The sequence below is a fragment of the Corallococcus macrosporus genome (assembly GCF_017302985.1).
Lineage (GTDB): Bacteria > Myxococcota > Myxococcia > Myxococcales > Myxococcaceae > Corallococcus > Corallococcus macrosporus_A.
In genome coordinates this window covers 2,226,889-2,242,837 of the sequence record NZ_JAFIMU010000007.1, presented here as the reverse complement: position 1 = coordinate 2,242,837, position 15,949 = coordinate 2,226,889, and the positions used below count along the sequence as shown (strand labels likewise).

Genomic DNA, 15,949 nt, shown 5'->3' with positions numbered 1-15,949 from the left:
GGCGAAGCCGTGGCGGCGTGGGTTCAGCGCACCCAGTTGACGTTGCTGTACGCCTTCACGCCGTCGGCGCGCTCGGTGTTCGTGAGCGGCGCGTAGACGCGGGTGTTGATGGTGTTGGCGGCGGTGTCCACCTCCACGAGCCGGGTCGGGTTGGTGGTGCCGTCGTGGAAGGTGTTGAGCATCTGGTAGACGGTGTTGCCGTTCACGCCGGTGTCGGTGCGGTAGGCGGCGTTGCCCACGTGGCCGGAGAAGACGAAGCGCACGTTGGCGTACTGCTTGATGAGGTTGTCGAACACGTACTGGGGGCTGTTGTTGCCGTAGCCGCCGTTGGACTGCTCGATGCCGCCGCTGCCGTTCAGGTGCGAGTGGGTGATGATGATGACGTTGTGCCGGGGGTACTGGGCCAGCACGGTCTTCGCCCAGTTCACGGCGTCCGTGCGGGCCCACAGCTCCAGGTTCAGCACCAGCCAGTTCAGGCCGCCCGCGTTGAACGTGTGGAAGGCGTTGTCGCACTTGCCGGACTCGAACACGCCGCCCAGGGCCTTGAAGCGGGACAGCGGGAAGTAGGTGTTGAAGGTGGTGGTGTTGCGCAGGTTGGCGTTGACGTTGCCGGGGCACGCGCTGCCGCCCTGGCACACGGCCGCCGTGTCGTGGTTGCCCAGGGCGATGGCGTAGGGGATCCGGGCGTTGTCGAGCACCTGATACGAGTCACTGGCGCGCTGATAGTGGATGTGGTCCGGCGTGTCCCAGTCCATCAGGTCGCCGGTGTGCATCACGAAGCGGATGTCCTGGGCCGTCCGGTTGTCGGCGATCCACTGCATGCGGTGGGTGAGCCGGGTGGGGTAGTAGACGGCCTCCAGCTGCGTGTCGGGGATGACGACGAAGGTGAACTTCGTGTCCACGGTGCCAGGCGCGGCGTAGAACTTGATGCCCTCGTTGGTCCAGCCGGCGGTGGTGAGCGCGTCGCGCTCCGCCTGGGTGACGGCGTGGCGGTGCTTCCGGAGGCCCGGGTTGTCGAAGCGGTAGACGGGCACGAGGCACGTGTCCGCCGTCCTGGACGCATAGAAGCCCACGCCCTCGTCGGTGGTGAAGCCGGAGGCGATGAGGTTCGAGCGCTCGGTGGCGTCGATGGTGACGATGTGTTCACCCCGGCTGGGGCTGTAGAGCCGGTACACGGGGGACAGGCCGGTGCCCGACGCGCTCGCGGCCTTGAAGGGCGTGCCCAGGTCCTCGGTGTACGCGTAGGTCGTGGCCGCGTTGGCGGCCTCCGTCGCGTTGAGGGTGAGGAGGCTGTCACCCGAGGACGGACGGACGCGGTGATACACGGGCTTGCTGAGCGCGGCGCAGTCCAGCGCCGCCGTGGTGCTGCCCACGTCCCGCGCGGGCACCCGCGGTGATTCCAGCGTCTCGCCAGGACCGCAGGCGGACAGCACGCCCGTCAGGGCCAGGGACGCGATGAGGGAAATACGCTTCAAGGTGACTCTCCCGGTGAAGTCCAGTTGTTCTCGTTAAAAATGGATTGCCTGGAGGCGCATAGCATTGGTGGGGTGACGGGAGAAGGCACCTGTCGAGGAGTGTCGCGAGTGTCACATGGCGGTGTGTGGATTTTGCTGTTCGTGCTGATCACGGGCTGCGCCAGCGGGCCCACGGTGCGGCTGCGCACGGAGGAGGGGACGCGGACGTATGCGCCGGTGAGCTGGGACCGGAGGGTGCCGGTCAGCGCGCGGGAGTTCGAGGACGCGCTAGCGCGCCTGGTGCTGGATGTACCGCTGCCGGTGCGCTCACCCAGGGTGGTGCGCGCGGTCGCGAGGAAGGGCGCGGAGCTGGACCGGGGACTCGGGTTCATGCTGCGGGACCGGTACGGGCGATGGTGCCGGGCGCATGAGGCCGCGGGGGATTGTCTGTCCCTGCTGGAGGACGGCGCGGGCTTTGGAGAGATGGACCGGCTGACGCTCGCGGTGGGCATGTCGCTGGACCCACTGCGCGCGAGCATCGGGGACGCGCTGGAGGACACGGTGAACCCGGCGCTCTTCGTGTCCGTGGTCTCGGGAGCGATTGCATCCTGGGTGGTGCTGGCGGCGGCACCGGAGCCCGTGTTCACCAAGGCCGCCGCGGTGATTGCCGCCGTGTTCCTGGCGTATGTGGGAGTGCAGTCGTTCCTCACGGTGGTGCGGGCCTGTGGCGCGCTGAAGGCAGCGACGGACCGGGCGACGACGTTTCAGGAGTTGGAAGAAGCGGCGCACGTGTTCGCGCAGGCACTGGGGCCGGAGGTAGCGCGCATCTTCGTGCTCGCCGTCACGGTGCTGGTGAGTCACGGCGTGACGGTGGGGCTGTCATCCGCGCTGACGTGGATGCCGGGCTTCCCGGACGCGGTGCGGTTGGGCTCGGCGCAGGCAGGCTTCAGCGTGGCGCACGTGCTGGACGTGAGCGCGGTGGCGGTGGTGGGCGGAGTGGTGGAGGTCACGCTCGCGTCCACGGCGGTGACGATGGCTGTCACGGGCCCTCCTTCGAGTGGGAGCACAGGAGGCCCGGGCAAGTGGGTGCAGGTGACGGAGTCGATGTCCGACCGTGCCCGTGACTACCAGGCCCAGGTGACGGGAGCACCGAAGGGAACCGCGTACCGGATCCAGGAAGGCGACACCGTGGTGGACTACGACGGGTTCGACCCCTTGGAGGACGTGCTGCTGGAGGCGAAGGGCCCGGGCTATGCAACGTTCATCAAGGACAACATGACGCTGAAGGAGTTCTACCGAGGCTTCGACAAGATTCTTGCTCAAGCCAAGCGCCAGATTGCCCTCGCAGACGGCCGACGTATCCGCTGGATTGTCGCGGAGCGCCGGTTCGCGGATTTTCTCCGCAAAGCCTTCGAGGACAGTCGCTATCCGATTGAAGTTCTATCCATTCCGCCGCTCCAATGAGGCACGCTAGCTCTATGGTCGAAACGTACTATGCGGGCTCCTACTGGCTGGCTCGTCTGGAGCCAATCGAGGTCTGCGCCCAGCGCCTGGAATCCTTTCTCAAAGGGATGGGGCAGCTAGAGCCAACCTGGAGCCGCTGGCATCAAGCCGCAGCGACCTTCGAGAAGGCACGAAATCGACAAGTCCAGCCAGATGCCGTGACGCTCGCGAAGCTTCTGGGGCGGAAGAGCAACCGATTTCGTGACAGCTCTAGCTTCTGGCTTTGGGCGGGCGAAGACCCAGAAGAAACCACGGGACTCCATGGCGACTGTGGAAGTTCCTCGGCGCGCGTGAGCTCCAACTGTGTCCTCAATGCGCTCAGCACGGGCCAGGTCGCGGAGCGTGTGCTGACCGCGCCGGTCCTCACTGGCGTGGTGCGTGCCATGGCGCTCGCGTGGGAACCCGAGGTCGGCATCGCGACCTCCCACGCGCATCGGGAACAGATCAAGGTCGGTCAGTTCTCAGAGGCCGGATCCTTCGTCGGCTGGGTCATGTACTTCGCCGACTTCCGCGGCCCCGTGCCCCCGCTCCCTGCTCCCGTGCAGGTAGAGCACCTGGAGAACCGGGGCACGCTCATCACCCTCACGCCGGAGAAGTTCACCGCCTCCAATCCGGCCCACGTCGCCCTGGCCGCGGACGTCCAGGCGCGCCTCCAGGACGCGGGGCTGCTCCGGCCCCTGCGCCCCTGGGGCACCTGAAGCCTTTCACGGCGCGCCGTGGTGGACCGCCTCCACGTTGTTGCCGTCCGGATCCAACACGAACGCGCCGTAGTAGCCCGCGTGGTAGTGCGGCCGCTTTCCCGGCGCGCCGTTGTCCTTGCCGCCCGCCTTCAGCGCCGCCTGGTGGAAGCCGTCCACCGCCTCCGGGCCGCTCGCCGTGAAGGCCACGTGCCGGGGCGACACGGGCGTCTTCGTCTCGATGATCCACAGCACCGGCCGCTGGGGCGGACCGAAGGCCGCCATGCGGCGCGTGGGGAACTCCGGGTCCCAGGTGGACGTCATCTCCATCACGAGGCCCGCGCCCAGCGTGGACAGGACCGCTTCGTAGAAGGCCTTCGTGGCGGCGAAGTCAGTCGCGTAGAAGCTCAGGTGGTCGATCATGCCCGGCTTCCTAGCAGAACCGAGCGCCGCTCAGTCCGGGTAGAACATGGGGTCGCGCGTGGCCACGAACGACGAGATGGCGTGCGCCACCTCCGGCGGCAGCGTGGTGAACTGCACGCCCACACCCGGCATCAGGTCCGGCGTGCGGTCGTTGCCGTCGCGCGCCCAGCGCACCACGCCGTTCACCGTCAGCGGCCGGCCTCCCGGCAGCGTGAAGTCCAGCTCCACCGGCGTGCCGCGCGGCACCGCCTCCACGGTGGCGATGAAGATGCCGCCCTCGCTGATGTCCATGGAGAAGCCGGTGAAGAAGTTGGAGTCGCTGCGCGTGTCGATGGTCGTGTGCATCCGCACCCGGCCCGCCTTGCGCCCGTCGCTCTTCGCCGGAGTGGCGGCCTCGGGCATCCGGGCCGGCAGCCGCTCCGCGCGCGTCGGCGTCTCCGTGGACACCGCCTTCGCCCCGGCCGGCTTCAGCCCCGGAGGCGGGACGACCTTCTGGGTCTCGGCCTCCGCGGCGCGGCGGGCCTTCTCCTCGGCCGCCGCACGGGCCTTCGCGGCGTCCTCCACGCGCTTGAGGTCGGCCTCGGCGGACGACAGCGCCTTCTCCACCCGGCCAGCGTCCTCCTGCTGCACGCGCAGCGCGGACTGGAGGTCCAGCCCGGCCTGCCGGCGCGTGTCCAGCGCGGCCTCGCGGGCATCCAGGGCCTTCTCCCGCAGGCGCGCGAGCTCCGGGGAGGGCTCGGGGGACTCGGTGTCCTCCAGGCGCATGGCCCACTGGGACAGGCGCGAGTCCGCGGTGTGCTCCGGCCGGGCCAGGGCCTGCCGCACGCGGGCAAGCCGTTCGGTCAGCGCGGCCGCGTCGGCGGTGGCGCGGGCCACCTGTTCAGCAAGCTGCGCTTCCAGCCGAGCCATTTCGGCTTCGGCGCGCGCCAGCTCGGCTTCCCGGGAGGGAGTGGGGGAGGGGGGCATGCGTGGGGCTCCAGACGGACGCCCACTCTAGCGCCGCCCGGCCTCTCCCACGAGCCCCCTCCTGCCAGGTCCACCCTCAGTCCGCGCCCTTGATGCAGGCCACCGGCTTGAGGCGGTGGGCCACCCGGGCGAGTCCGGCCTGCTCCACCGTCTCCAGCACGTCGTCCAGGTTCTTGTAGCAGGGCCCGGACTCGTCCAGCGGCGTGGTGCGGGTGTTGAGCAGGATGCCGGCCTCCTGCATGCGCCGGTCCGTCTCCTCCTGCTGGAGCTGCCGGCGCGCCGCGGCGCGTGACAGCCGCCGGCCGGAGCCGTGGTTCACCGAGTAGATGGACTTCTCCGCCCCTGGTTCCGCGAAGAGGATGGCGCTGCCCGTCTCCATGGACCCGGGGATGAGGATGGGGTGCCCGGTGGCCTCCCACGTCGTCCCCTTGAGGGCCGGGTGGCTGGCGGGGAAGGCCCGCGTGGCGCCCTTGCGAGCGACGAACTTGCCGCCCTCCTTCTGGATGAGGTTGTGGCTGATCTCGTAGTAGATGCTCGCCGTCCCTCCGAACACGTCCTCGAGGGCCCCGCACACGGCCTCGCCGATGAGCAGCCGGTTGGCCACGGCGAAGTTGGCCGCCATGTTGTGCAGGTTCCAGTAGTGCCGGCCCAGGGCGCTGTCCGCGTCCAGCCAGACGAAGTCCTCGCTGCGGCTCTTGAGGCCCAGCTGGGCGGCGCCCTCCACGAAGAAGTGCTTGGCGATGTTCCAGCCGAAGCCGCGGCTGCCGGTGTGGAGCATCACCCAGACGCGGCCCTGCTCATCCACCTGCATCTCGGTGAAGTGGTTGCCGCCGCCCAGGCTGCCCAACTGCCCGCGCTTGTCGTAGGCACGCCCGGGGATGTCCACCCCGGTGTCCTCCACGGGGATGAAGTCGCGCTCGGTGACGGAGCGGTTGCGGCCCAGGGCCTTGGCGCCGTGCCGGAGCACTTCCTTGACGGTGGACTCGTTGAGCTTGCGCTGCTTGCGGGCCCGGGTGGCGCCCACGCCCACGGCGATGCGCTCGGTCACCTCGTTGATCCACTGGCGGCGCTTCGCGGGGTCCGCGACGTCCTCCACGGTGAGGGAGGTCTGGAGCTGGACCATGCCGCAGCCGATGTCGTACCCGGCGGCGGTGGGCAGCAGGGTGCCGTCCGTCTCCACGATGGTGCCGATGGGGACGCCGTAGCCCACGTGACAGTCCGGCGTGACGGCGACGCGGGTGACCCCCGGGAAGGTGGCGGCGTTGACGACCTGATCGAAGACGGCGTCTTCCAGCGCGGGGGCTTCAGGATTGCCTTCCTCCCCCCAGAGGAGCTTGTCGGAGAGGAACAGGTCCGCGTGCACGCGCATCGTCTTGGTGCGCGGCAGGACGTAGTGGCCCTCGGAGACCTTTTCCAGGTGTTGCTTCCAGCTCATGGTGAATCCCCCAGGTGGGTGAACCCGCGGCAGGGACGAAGCCCTCCCTCATCCCTGACGCTGCTGCTTTCCGGACACACGCATGGCTGCCTGCCTGGCGTCCGCCGGGGTGGAATTGGATGGGGCGGACAGGTGGAACGGCCGGGAGTGCACGGATCGGCATTCAGACAAGCCTGGGGGTTGCGGCATCCGATCGGCATTCCCATTTCTCCAGCGTGCATCAAGGGGGTGGGCGATGGGGTTTTTGACGGGGATGGTGCTGGCGATGTCGTTGCAGGCGGGGCCGGTGGAGCTGACCGCGGCTCCGGTTTTCAATCCGTCGCTGTGCGCCAAGAAGCGCGTGGATCCATGCGGGTGCCATCACGTGTACGGCATCCGGCACTGCCACCAGAACCGCAAGAGCAATCACTGCGAGGCGCAGGTCCGCGCCTACGAGCCGGACCTGGAGCAGGAGACCGCGGAGGCGACGAATCCGCTTCAGAGCCTCATCGACCCGAAGAAGTCCGTGTCGATGTAGGCCGGGCCTACCCCGGGTCCAGGGTCCAGGTACCTTCCCGCCAGTGTTTGAGGGCCATGATGGCATCGATAGCGCCGATGCCGCCCTCCTTCGCAGCCACCTCCAGGACGGCGGTGGCTTCCGCCGTCCGGTAGCGGAGCAGAAAGGCCGCCGCCGTGGCACGGACGTCCGTGCGCTCGTGCTTGAACAGCACCAGGAGCGCGTCCCTCCCGGCATCGCCATGGGCCAGGAGTTGGTCGATCGCCGCGTTGTACTTTTTGGCGTGCTTGTTCCCGATCCTGGGAGGATCGCCTCGATGGATGGCGTCGGTCTGCGCGGCGACGTGCTTCGCGAATTGTTCGACCAGTTGCTCCAGCGTCATTTCCAGACTCCCTTCCGCACGTTCTCGATGGCGATCAGACCGAACTCACGCTGGGCTTCGTAGGACTGCGTGCTCAACCACTGACGTACGGTCTGTGTACTCGACTGCGTGAGGACACGGAGAATCGAGGAGTAGAAGCGACTGACATCCATGTGCAGGCGCTTGTCCAGCGGGACGACGTTCTCGGTGTTGTGAAGGGCCTGGGGACCGAACCGCTGCACGTTGCCCGGGGTCTGTTCGACGATGTGATGCCACTCCTTGCCCGGACCCGCTGGGCCCAGGGCCTTCTTGAAGCCACTGAACGAGCCCCAGCCCCTCGGCGCACCCGTGGGAGGCGTGGGCCCACCGCCATTGGCGGCCATGGCCACCGCGCCGGGCGCGAGTGCGACCGTCACGGTCCCGGCGCTCACCGCCACCGTCTCCACCTCCGCGATCGCCGCGAACCGCAGGCCCAGCTGGGACTCGGCCTGCGCCGTCGCCAGGGCGGCTCCAGGGAGCTTGGGGACCTTCGCCGCCAGGCCGGGGGCAGTACTGCCGATCGCCGCCGTGGCCAGCAGGGCGAAAGCCCGTGCCGCGTTGCGGCCCATGACCTTGCCGTAGCGCTCGCCCGCCTCGCGCAGCGCGCCGAACGTGGTGGCCCGGTCCGCGGCTTCCACCAACTGCTTGAAGCCCACGATGAGGTTCCAGAAGGTATCGACGCCCACGTAGGAGATGAGCGTGACGGTCATCACGGCGGCGAGTCCCTTGGAGAAGGGCTCCGGCACCGCGAGCAGGACCATGTACGTGGTCCACGTCCACAGGACCGTCGTCAGCATGGCCTGGGGATCGGCCATGTCCTGGAAGGCCTCCAGCAGTTCCTCCAGCACGGCCCCCTGGGCCAGCGCCATGGCCAGGGCGTAGCGCCCGTCTCCAGTGACCGTGGGTCCCTCCACCAGGAGGCGCAAGCAGTCGCCCGGCCTGCCCGTGCGTTCGCACCAGCGCAGATACGCACGCGTCAGCTCTACGTCCGCGCTGGAGGTGGCGCCTTCCAGGTGCTCGCCCGGCGCCATCGGCGTGATGTGGCGGCTGCGCGGGTCGAACAGGTACGAACCGCTGCGCGGCTCCACCTGCCACAAGCGCCGTGCCGCGTCCTGAGGATGCGTGGGCGGGCGCACGGTCCGGGCCAGCACCGCGACGGCTTCCTCGAAGTCGTCCGCGTCCACTTCCACCGGCGTGGCACCCGGACGGGGTGTCACCACGATGGGGGCATCCCTGCCTGTCTCCAGACGCACCGACCGCGTGACGCCGCCACAGCCGGTCAGCAGCACGAGCAGGAGCGGAATCAACCACCAGGGCCGCATGCGAAAGTCCTCCCGGAGCCAGGGGCGCTCCGCGAGAGGCATTTGAGCATGCAATTCAGTGCGCGGCGTTCGGCTCGACGGGGAGCTCCTCCGAACGGCTCACTTCAAGCTCACTCTCCGAACGGATGATGACCCAGCGCGCCTGTGGCGACACACGCAGCGCCACCACGTTGGGCGCCAGGCGGCGCATCTCCGGCTTGTACGGCAGCACCGCATTGGGTGGCGCCGTCAGCGCTGATGCGTGCGGATGGCCGGCGGGCGCGTGCGGCACCGGCGCGGGAGCGGACGGCACCGGCTGGGGCCCGGGCGCGCGGTTCAGCAGCGGGATGACCTTCACCGTGGGGCGCTCCGGGATCATCGTGGGCGGCACGTTCGGAGGACTGCGCGGCAGCGCGGGCAGGGCCAGCGGCACGGACGGCAGCGACCTCTGGGGCACGGGCCTGTCCACCGTGACAGGCGGGATGCTCGGAGGCGCGTTCACGGGGCTGGCGGCCGGCGGATCCGCGAAGGCGCCCATCGACACGATGACCTTCGGAAGCGGCGTCACCGCCGCCTTCGCCATCGAGCGCGACATCGCCTCCGTCGACGTGTCCTTCGCGGGCGTCCCCGCCAGCGCGACAGGACGCGGATGGGGCAGCACCGCGTCCCGCCCCGGCCCGGAGGCCGTCCCCTGCATCCTCGTCGGCACCGGGCTCCGCACGCCCGGGGCGCTCAGCGGCGCGATGGACGGCGCCACCGGCAGGCCCGCGGCGGAGGCCGGCTCCTGCGCGGCGTTGAGCACGAAGCTCGGCGGCGGAGGCGGCGGCACGCCGCGCATCCTCCCGGGCGGCGGCGTCGGCGGCGGCAGCCGGTCGAAGCGGTAGAGCTGCTCGTCCTCCAGCTCCGTCGGCGTCACCGCGCCCTGGCCCAGCCGCACCACCTCCAGTTGCAGCGCCGGGTCCCGCGGATCCAGCTCCAGCGCGGCCTTCAGCGCACCCCTCGCGCGGGACTCGCAACCCAGTGACAACAGCACCTGCGAGGCTTCACGGTACGCGGCGATGGCCTGCTCCCGCTGGCCCGCGCGGCGACAGGCCTCCGCCAGCCGGATGCGCACGTTCGCGTCTCGCGGCAGCCGCCTGGCCAGCTGCGCATACGTTTCCACGCACTGCGCATACTTCCCCCGCTGGTACAGCGCATGGGCGGTTTCCTTCAACTCCCGCAGCTTCATCGACTCGCGCTCGCTCATGGGGGTCTCCGCGTCGGTGGTCGCTCCCGTGAGCTAGCAGGCGACGTGCCGCGCTCCCGTGACGCGCGCTCGCGTTCACTGCCGCGCCCCCACCGCGACCCCGGACCGGAATCCCTGTCATCCACCCGGCGGATTCAAAGGCAGCTCACCGTGCGCCCGTGCACGCTGTCCACCGCAGGACCCGTCAGGAACCCTGTAGAAATGGGAACCACGCTGTAACAACGCCAGTGCGGTAATTCCCGGAAGTCTCGGGAGACGTCGGATGCGCACGCATGGGACACTGGGGCGGCTCCGGATTCCCCCGGAGACACACCTGGAGGTCGCATCCATGGCTGCACGCTTCGTGGCCCTGACGTTCGGAACCCTGCTGCTGGCCGCCGCTCCCGCGTGGGCGAAGGAGCCCGCCGCTCAGACCTCGGCCCGGGACGAGGCGCCGGCCGCGGACGAGACGCTCACCCTGAAGAAGGGCGCGAAGCAGGTGCTGACCGTGCCGGGCCTGAGCCGCGTGGCGCTGGGCGACCCGTCCGTCGCGGACGTGAGGACGACCGGAAAGGACGGGGTGGAGCTCTCCGCGCTGGCGAAGGGGACCACCACCCTCATCGTCTGGGGCGGCGACGGCAAGCGCCGCACGTACCGCATCGTGGTGGACGGCTAGCCGCCCGAAGCCTCATGGCTCCGACAGCAGGAACAGCGCGTGCGAGCTGGCGATGGGACGGGTGCGGTCGTCCTGCCAGGCCTCCACGCGCACGTTGGCCACGCGCCGCCCCTGCCGCGTGATGAACGCCTTCGCGAACGTGTCCTGTGCCTTGCCCGAGCGCAGGAAGTCCACCGTGGTGGAGATGACCTTGGGCACGCGCTCGGTGTCTGTCTTGAGCAGCAGCTCGAAGATGGCGCTCGACTCCAGCAGCGCCCCCAGCGTGCCGCCGTGCAGCGCGGGCAGGATGCTGTTGCCAATGAGGTGCGGCGCGTAGCGCATGCGGCAGAGCATCTCGCCGGCCAGGTTCTCCACGCCAATGCCCATGAAGCGCGTGTAGGGGATGGCGTCGGTGAGGCGCGGGTACTCGCGCGACTGGCGCACCTGGCGCACCAGGTCCGCGAGGGGAAGCGAAGGCGTGCTCATCAGTCCTCCACCCGCATGAAGGTTCCCTGCGACGACGCCACCGGCATCGCCGGGTCGCCCTGGTGCACCAGCGCGCGCACGAAGGCGACCAGGCGGGTGACCTTGTAGCACTCGGCGCGCGCGGTCAGCGGCAGGCCCGGACGCGCGGGGCGCAGGTAGTCGATTCGCAGGTCCAGCGTGACGATGGCCGCGAACGCGTTGAGCGCCGCCATCACCGCCGTGCCGCTCGCCGCGTCGATGAGCGTCGTCACCGCGCCGCCCGCCACCACGCCCGTCTCCGGGTTGCCCACGAGCATGTCCGCGTACGGCATCACCACCGTCGCGTCCGTGGCACCCACCTCTTCCAGCCGCAGCCCGAGCGCGTGGTTGTGGGGCACCGCCTCGGTGAACAGGATGGAGAGCTTCTCGCGCCGCTCCGCCGTGTCCGAGGGAAGACTGAAGTCCGACATAGGCCGGATGCAGTAGCAGATTCGGACCGCGCCGGGGGAACGCACCGCGGCACGCCGCGCCCAGGAACACGCCCGCCTGTCCGCGGGTTCACGGGCGCCCTGTGAACCCGCGCATCCTGGCAGGATGCCGCGCCCCGCGTCTTCCCCGAGGACACTTCCGGTGAACCGACCCCTCTCGTCCCTCTGCTTCGCGCTGCTCGTCCCCGGTCTGCTCCTGGCCGCGCAGCCCCTGCCCAGGCCCGCGGGTGCGCCCGCGCCCGCACCGTCAGGCCAGAACGAAGCGCCTCCGAAGGAACCCCCTCCGCCGCCCGCGCCGAAGGAGACCGCGCGCGACGCCGCCCGGGCGACCGAGGGGGATGGCGGCACCCTGGCCCCCGTCGCCACGCCGGAGCAGCCGGACGCGAAGAAGGAGGAGTGGCGCGTGGACGCGCCCCCGGGCGTGGCCGCCACGCAGGTGCCCATCGACGTGCGCGAGGGCACGTGGATGAACGTGGACGTGAGCCCGCGCGGGGATGAAATCCTCTTCGACCTCTTGGGGGACATCTACGCGCTGCCCATCGCGGGCGGCGAGGCGCGGGCGCTCACGTCCGGCGCCGCGTGGGACATGCAGCCGCGCTACAGCCCGGATGGGAAGTCCATCGCGTTCACCAGCGACCGGGGCGGCGGCGACAACGTCTGGGTGATGGACCGCGACGGCAAGAACCCCCGCGCGGTGACGCAGGAGAAGTTCCGCCTGCTCAACAGCCCCGCGTGGAGCCCGGACGGCCAGTTCCTCGTGGCGCGCAAGCACTTCACCGGCCGGCGCTCGCTGGGCGCGGGCGAGGTGTGGATGTACCACCGCGCGGGCGGTGAGGGCGTGAAGCTCACCGAGCGCGCCAACGACCAGAAGGACCTGGGCGAGCCCGCGTTCTCCCCCGACGGCCGCTACGTCTACTTCAGCCAGGACGTCACGCCGGGGAAGACCTTCGAGTACGACAAGGACCCCAACAAGCAGATCTACGTCATCCAGCGGCTGGACCTGGACGCGAAGGAGGTGGAGCCCTTCGTCACCGGCCCGGGCGGCTCCATCCGGCCCACGCCGTCGCCGGACGGCAAGCAGCTGGCGTTCGTGCGGCGCGTGCGCGGCAAGAGCGTGCTGTACGTCACGGACGTCAAGTCCGGGGCGGAGCGGCCGCTGTATGACGGGCTCGACCGCGACATGCAGGAGACGTGGGCCATCCACGGCGTGTCCCCGGTGATGGCGTGGACGCCGGACAACAAGTCCCTGGTGTTCTGGGCGGGCGGGACGCTGCACCGCATCGACGTGGCGACGAAACAGGTGAAGCCCATCCCCTTCCACGTGAAGGGCACGCGCACGGTGTTCGCGGCGGTGAAGAGCGCGCGCTCCGTGGCGCCGGATCGCTTCGACGTGAAGATGCTGCGCTGGGTGCAGGTGTCACCGGATGGCAAGAGGCTGGTGTACCAGGCGCTGGGCAAGCTGTACGTGAAGGACCTGCCGTCGGGCACGCCGCGCCGGCTGACGCGGCAGAACGAGCACCTGGAGTTCTACCCGTCGTTCTCCCGGGACGGCCGCTCCATCGTCTACACGACGTGGGACGACGACGCGCTGGGCACGGTGCGCGTGGTGTCCACGACGGGCGGCGAGGGCCGCGTGGTGACGGCGCAGCCGGGCTTCTACGTGGAGCCCGCGATGAGCCCGGACGGCAAGTGGGTGGTGTACCGGACGACGGGCGACGGCTACCTGATGCCGGGCACGTGGAGCCGGGAGACGGGCCTGTTCGTGGTGCCGTCCACGGGCGGGAGCGCGGCGCGCAAGCTGACGCGGGACGGGGAGCAGCCGCACTTCGGCGCGAAGTCGGACCGCGTGTACTTCCTGCACGTGGAGTCCAAGGACGTGGAGGACGTGCGCACGCTCCAGAGCATCGGCCTGGACGGCGGCGAGCCGCGCACGCACCTGACGAGCGGGGGCGCGCTGGAGATGCGCGTGTCGCCGGACGACCGGTGGGTGGCCTTCCGCGAGAACTTCAACGCGTACGTGACGCCCTTCGTGCGCGGCGCGAAGGAGGCGCGGGTGGGGCCGGACTCGAAGGCGATGCCGGTGACGCAGCTCAGCCGTGACGCGGGGGAGTACCTGCACTGGTCCAGCCCTGGCGGCCGGCTGTCCCTGCACTGGGCGCTGGGGCCGAAGCTCTACACGCGGGCGCTGAAGGACGCGTTCACGTTCGTGGAGGGTGCGCCGAAGACGCTGCCGCCGCCGGAGGCGGACGGGGTGGACGTGGCGTTCTCCTCGAAGTCGGACGTGCCGGAGGGGACGCTGGCGCTGGTGGGCGGGCGGCTGGTCACGATGAAGGGCGAGCAGGTGGTGGAGCAGGGCGTGGTGGTGGTGAAGGGCAACCGCATCGTGGCGCTGGGCCCGGTGGGGAAGGTGGACGTGCCCGCGTCCGCGAAGATTGTCGACGTGAAGGGCAAGACGCTGATGCCGGGCCTGGTGGACGTGCACTGGCACGGGGCCATGGGCGTGGACGGGCTGATGCCCGAGCAGAGCTGGGTGCAGGCGGCGTCGCTGGCGTTCGGCGTGACGACGCTGCACGACCCGTCCAACAACTCGGAGACCATCTTCGCCGCGAGCGAGCTGGGCAAGGCGGGCATGCTCGCGTCGCCGCGCATCTTCTCCACGGGCACCATCCTGTACGGCGCGGCGAGCGCGGACGCGCACGTCGAAATCGACACGCTGGACGACGCGCGCCGGCACCTGCGGCGGATGAAGGCGCTGGGGGCCTTCAGCGTGAAGAGCTACAACCAGCCCCGGCGCGACCAGCGGCAGAAGATCCTCCAGGCCGCGCGCGAGCTGGACATGCTGGTGGTGCCCGAGGGCGGCTCGCTGCTCCAGCACAACCTGACCATGGTGGTGGACGGGCACTCGGGGCTGGAGCACTCGCTGCCGGTGGCGCGCATCTACGACGACGTGCGCCAGCTCTGGAAGGGCACGAAGGTGGGCTACACGCCGACGCTGGGCGTGGCCTACGGCGGGCTCATGGGGGAGAACTACTGGTACCAGAAGACGAACGTCTGGGAGGACACGCGGCTCTTGTCGTTCGTGCCCCGGCGCGTGGTGGACGGCCGCTCGCGCCGCCGCGTGATGATCCCGGACGAGGAGTTCAACCACCAGAACGTGGCCCGCGTGGCGAAGGAGCTGAACGACCTGGGCGTGAGCGTGCAGTTGGGCGCGCACGGACAGCGTGAGGGCCTGGCGGCGCACTGGGAGCTGGCGATGTTCGTGCAGGGCGGCATGTCCCCGATGCAGGCGTTGCGCGTGGGCACGCTGAACGGCGCGCGCCACCTGGGCATGGACAAGGACCTGGGCTCGCTGGAGGTGGGGAAGCTGGCGGACCTGGTGGTGCTGGACAGGAACCCGCTGGAGGACATCTCCAACAGCCGCACGGTGCGCTACACGATGGTGAACGGGCGCCTGTACGACGCGAACACGCTGAACGAAGTGGGCACGCGGCAGCGCACGCGCGCGAAGTTCTACTTCGAGAAGGACGGCAACGAGGGCTGGAGCCCCCGGGCCACCACGCACGCCAACGAACAGGTATGCGATTAGGCGTCGTGTTGTTGTTGGGAGCGGTCGCGGGCTGCGCAAACGGTCCGCGACAGTTCCGTCAATCCATGGGCCCGGGGCCAGGCCCGGGCTGCGTCAGCACCGTGGATTGCCAGTGCAAGAACGGCTCGGCGGCGGCGTGCGAGCAGATGGAGATGATGAAGCCGCCCCGGCCCCGGAAGCCGAACCCGTTGCCGCCGCCTGGGGCGACGGATGCGGCACGGGAGAAGGAGACCGAACGCGTCCGGAAGTCCTGCACCGACGACTACGTTCGCTGTACGGATATGGGCGGAGACAGCATGCCGGGACGCGTGGAAGGAGAGAGCCGTTGTGACTCGTGCCGGTCATATTGCATGGCGAACGGGTTCTGGCCTGGCGCCGTATACAGCTGGAACGGGACGCCGCTGAGATGCCCGCGAAAATGAGGAAAGCGTTCCAGGATCCGTCCTTCCGTGACCAGAGCTGGCGCGCCTACATTCTGGATGCAGAGGAGACGAGTGCGCTTGCCCCAAGGGACTGGCCACGCTTCCGTGCCGGCCTCAGGCAAGTGGAGCGGCGCCATGCGGGACGAGTGCCGTCGGCCGCGCTTCGCCGGGATCTCGCCAGGATGGTGTTTTTCTGCGCCGCGCATTGGGGGCAGACCCCGAGGGTCGTGCGAAGCGCGCTGCGCGCCTATCTCAATCATCCGCTTGATACGACGATGTACTCATACACCGCAGCGGAGTACTGGCAGTGGGCCTACAAGGTCTCCCCCGCGGACCTGCCCGCCGCGGAAGCCATGCTCGCGGAGGTCCGCGAGTACCTGCCGTCCCTGGACGACCACGAGCGCGGGAACACAGAGCGCATGCTGGCCTTCCTGGAGCGCCAGCGCCGCTGAA

Annotated in this window: 15 protein-coding genes; 6 read left to right on the top strand and 9 right to left on the bottom strand. The window is 69.7% G+C overall.

Features of this window, described 5'->3' with window-relative positions:
- Positions 1-23 precede the first annotated feature (23 nt).
- Complete coding sequence (locus tag JYK02_RS21565) at positions 24-1,475, bottom strand: metallophosphoesterase (RefSeq protein ID WP_207053652.1); 1,452 nt, start codon at positions 1,473-1,475, stop codon at positions 24-26.
- 99 nt (positions 1,476-1,574) lie between these two features.
- Here JYK02_RS21565 and JYK02_RS21560 point away from each other — a divergent pair, with 99 nt between their 5' ends.
- Together JYK02_RS21560 and JYK02_RS40790 are read left to right on the top strand one after the other, a co-directional pair.
- A complete protein-coding gene (locus JYK02_RS21560; protein ID WP_431603489.1) occupies positions 1,575-2,918 on the top strand; it encodes a restriction endonuclease fold toxin 5 domain-containing protein in 1,344 nt (447 codons plus the stop codon).
- Positions 2,915-3,655 carry an immunity 52 family protein gene (locus JYK02_RS40790; protein WP_347402543.1) on the top strand — a complete coding sequence of 247 codons (741 nt, stop codon included), beginning with the start codon at positions 2,915-2,917 and terminating at the stop codon, positions 3,653-3,655. Before JYK02_RS21560 ends, JYK02_RS40790 begins: the two co-directional genes overlap by 4 nt.
- A gap of 6 nt (positions 3,656-3,661) precedes the next feature.
- On the opposite strand, the gene JYK02_RS21550 is transcribed toward JYK02_RS40790, so the two are convergent.
- The 3 genes from JYK02_RS21550 to JYK02_RS21540 form a co-directional block, all read right to left on the bottom strand.
- The gene (locus tag JYK02_RS21550; protein ID WP_207053649.1) at positions 3,662-4,057 is read right to left on the bottom strand and encodes a VOC family protein; all 396 of its coding nucleotides are present in this window, start codon (positions 4,055-4,057) and stop codon (positions 3,662-3,664) included.
- Positions 4,058-4,087: 30 nt separating this feature from the next.
- Positions 4,088-5,023: a TIGR02266 family protein gene (locus JYK02_RS21545; protein WP_207053648.1), complete on the bottom strand. Its 936-nt coding sequence runs from the start codon at positions 5,021-5,023 to the stop codon at positions 4,088-4,090.
- A gap of 76 nt (positions 5,024-5,099) precedes the next feature.
- On the bottom strand, positions 5,100-6,458 hold the full coding sequence (locus JYK02_RS21540) for an RtcB family protein (RefSeq protein ID WP_207053647.1): 1,359 nt from the start codon (positions 6,456-6,458) through the stop codon (positions 5,100-5,102).
- Positions 6,459-6,693: 235 nt separating this feature from the next.
- Between JYK02_RS21540 and JYK02_RS21535 the strand changes: the two genes are divergently transcribed.
- Entirely contained in the window at positions 6,694-6,975 is a 282-nt protein-coding gene (locus JYK02_RS21535) for a hypothetical protein (RefSeq protein WP_207053646.1), read from the top strand.
- 7 nt (positions 6,976-6,982) lie between these two features.
- On the opposite strand, the gene JYK02_RS21530 is transcribed toward JYK02_RS21535, so the two are convergent.
- From JYK02_RS21530 to JYK02_RS21520, 3 genes are read right to left on the bottom strand one after another with little or no spacing between them, the layout of a single operon-like run.
- Positions 6,983-7,336 (bottom strand): DUF2019 domain-containing protein, encoded by a 354-nt coding sequence (locus JYK02_RS21530; protein WP_207053644.1) that lies wholly within the window; start codon positions 7,334-7,336, stop codon positions 6,983-6,985.
- A complete protein-coding gene (sitA5, locus tag JYK02_RS21525) occupies positions 7,333-8,676 on the bottom strand; it encodes a SitA5 family polymorphic toxin (RefSeq protein ID WP_207053643.1) in 1,344 nt (447 codons plus the stop codon). The genes JYK02_RS21530 and sitA5 overlap by 4 nt, the downstream gene beginning before the upstream one ends.
- Positions 8,677-8,731: 55 nt before the next feature.
- Entirely contained in the window at positions 8,732-9,901 is a 1,170-nt protein-coding gene (locus tag JYK02_RS21520) for a hypothetical protein (protein WP_207053642.1), read from the bottom strand.
- 328 nt (positions 9,902-10,229) lie between these two features.
- Here JYK02_RS21520 and JYK02_RS21515 point away from each other — a divergent pair, with 328 nt between their 5' ends.
- Positions 10,230-10,556, top strand: a complete 327-nt coding sequence (locus JYK02_RS21515; RefSeq protein ID WP_207053641.1) for a pilus assembly protein N-terminal domain-containing protein — start codon at positions 10,230-10,232, stop codon at positions 10,554-10,556.
- A gap of 12 nt (positions 10,557-10,568) precedes the next feature.
- Here the strand turns inward: JYK02_RS21515 and JYK02_RS21510 are convergent, their stop codons facing one another.
- Both JYK02_RS21510 and JYK02_RS21505 read right to left on the bottom strand, forming a co-directional pair.
- Positions 10,569-11,021 carry a PaaI family thioesterase gene (locus tag JYK02_RS21510; RefSeq protein ID WP_207053640.1) on the bottom strand — a complete coding sequence of 151 codons (453 nt, stop codon included), beginning with the start codon at positions 11,019-11,021 and terminating at the stop codon, positions 10,569-10,571.
- The gene (locus tag JYK02_RS21505; RefSeq protein WP_207053639.1) at positions 11,021-11,470 is read right to left on the bottom strand and encodes a PaaI family thioesterase; all 450 of its coding nucleotides are present in this window, start codon (positions 11,468-11,470) and stop codon (positions 11,021-11,023) included. Before JYK02_RS21505 ends, JYK02_RS21510 begins: the two co-directional genes overlap by 1 nt.
- Positions 11,471-11,630: 160 nt before the next feature.
- Between JYK02_RS21505 and JYK02_RS21500 the strand changes: the two genes are divergently transcribed.
- Both JYK02_RS21500 and JYK02_RS21495 read left to right on the top strand, forming a co-directional pair.
- The gene (locus JYK02_RS21500; protein WP_207053638.1) at positions 11,631-15,074 is read left to right on the top strand and encodes an amidohydrolase family protein; all 3,444 of its coding nucleotides are present in this window, start codon (positions 11,631-11,633) and stop codon (positions 15,072-15,074) included.
- 697 nt (positions 15,075-15,771) lie between these two features.
- A complete protein-coding gene (locus JYK02_RS21495) occupies positions 15,772-15,948 on the top strand; it encodes a hypothetical protein (RefSeq protein ID WP_207053637.1) in 177 nt (58 codons plus the stop codon).
- Position 15,949 lies beyond the last annotated feature (1 nt).

Coding starts and splice junctions, on each gene's coding strand:
- JYK02_RS40790 (WP_347402543.1), top strand. CDS start 2,915: ATGAGGCACGCTAGCTCTATGGTCGAAACGTACTATGCGGGCTCCTAC.
- JYK02_RS21550 (WP_207053649.1), bottom strand. CDS start 4,057: ATGATCGACCACCTGAGCTTCTACGCGACTGACTTCGCCGCCACGAAG.
- JYK02_RS21545 (WP_207053648.1), bottom strand. CDS start 5,023: ATGCCCCCCTCCCCCACTCCCTCCCGGGAAGCCGAGCTGGCGCGCGCC.
- JYK02_RS21540 (WP_207053647.1), bottom strand. CDS start 6,458: ATGAGCTGGAAGCAACACCTGGAAAAGGTCTCCGAGGGCCACTACGTC.
- JYK02_RS21535 (WP_207053646.1), top strand. CDS start 6,694: ATGGGGTTTTTGACGGGGATGGTGCTGGCGATGTCGTTGCAGGCGGGG.
- JYK02_RS21530 (WP_207053644.1), bottom strand. CDS start 7,336: ATGACGCTGGAGCAACTGGTCGAACAATTCGCGAAGCACGTCGCCGCG.
- sitA5 (WP_207053643.1), bottom strand. CDS start 8,676: ATGCGGCCCTGGTGGTTGATTCCGCTCCTGCTCGTGCTGCTGACCGGC.
- JYK02_RS21520 (WP_207053642.1), bottom strand. CDS start 9,901: ATGAGCGAGCGCGAGTCGATGAAGCTGCGGGAGTTGAAGGAAACCGCC.
- JYK02_RS21515 (WP_207053641.1), top strand. CDS start 10,230: ATGGCTGCACGCTTCGTGGCCCTGACGTTCGGAACCCTGCTGCTGGCC.
- JYK02_RS21510 (WP_207053640.1), bottom strand. CDS start 11,021: ATGAGCACGCCTTCGCTTCCCCTCGCGGACCTGGTGCGCCAGGTGCGC.
- JYK02_RS21505 (WP_207053639.1), bottom strand. CDS start 11,470: ATGTCGGACTTCAGTCTTCCCTCGGACACGGCGGAGCGGCGCGAGAAG.
- JYK02_RS21495 (WP_207053637.1), top strand. CDS start 15,772: ATGTACTCATACACCGCAGCGGAGTACTGGCAGTGGGCCTACAAGGTC.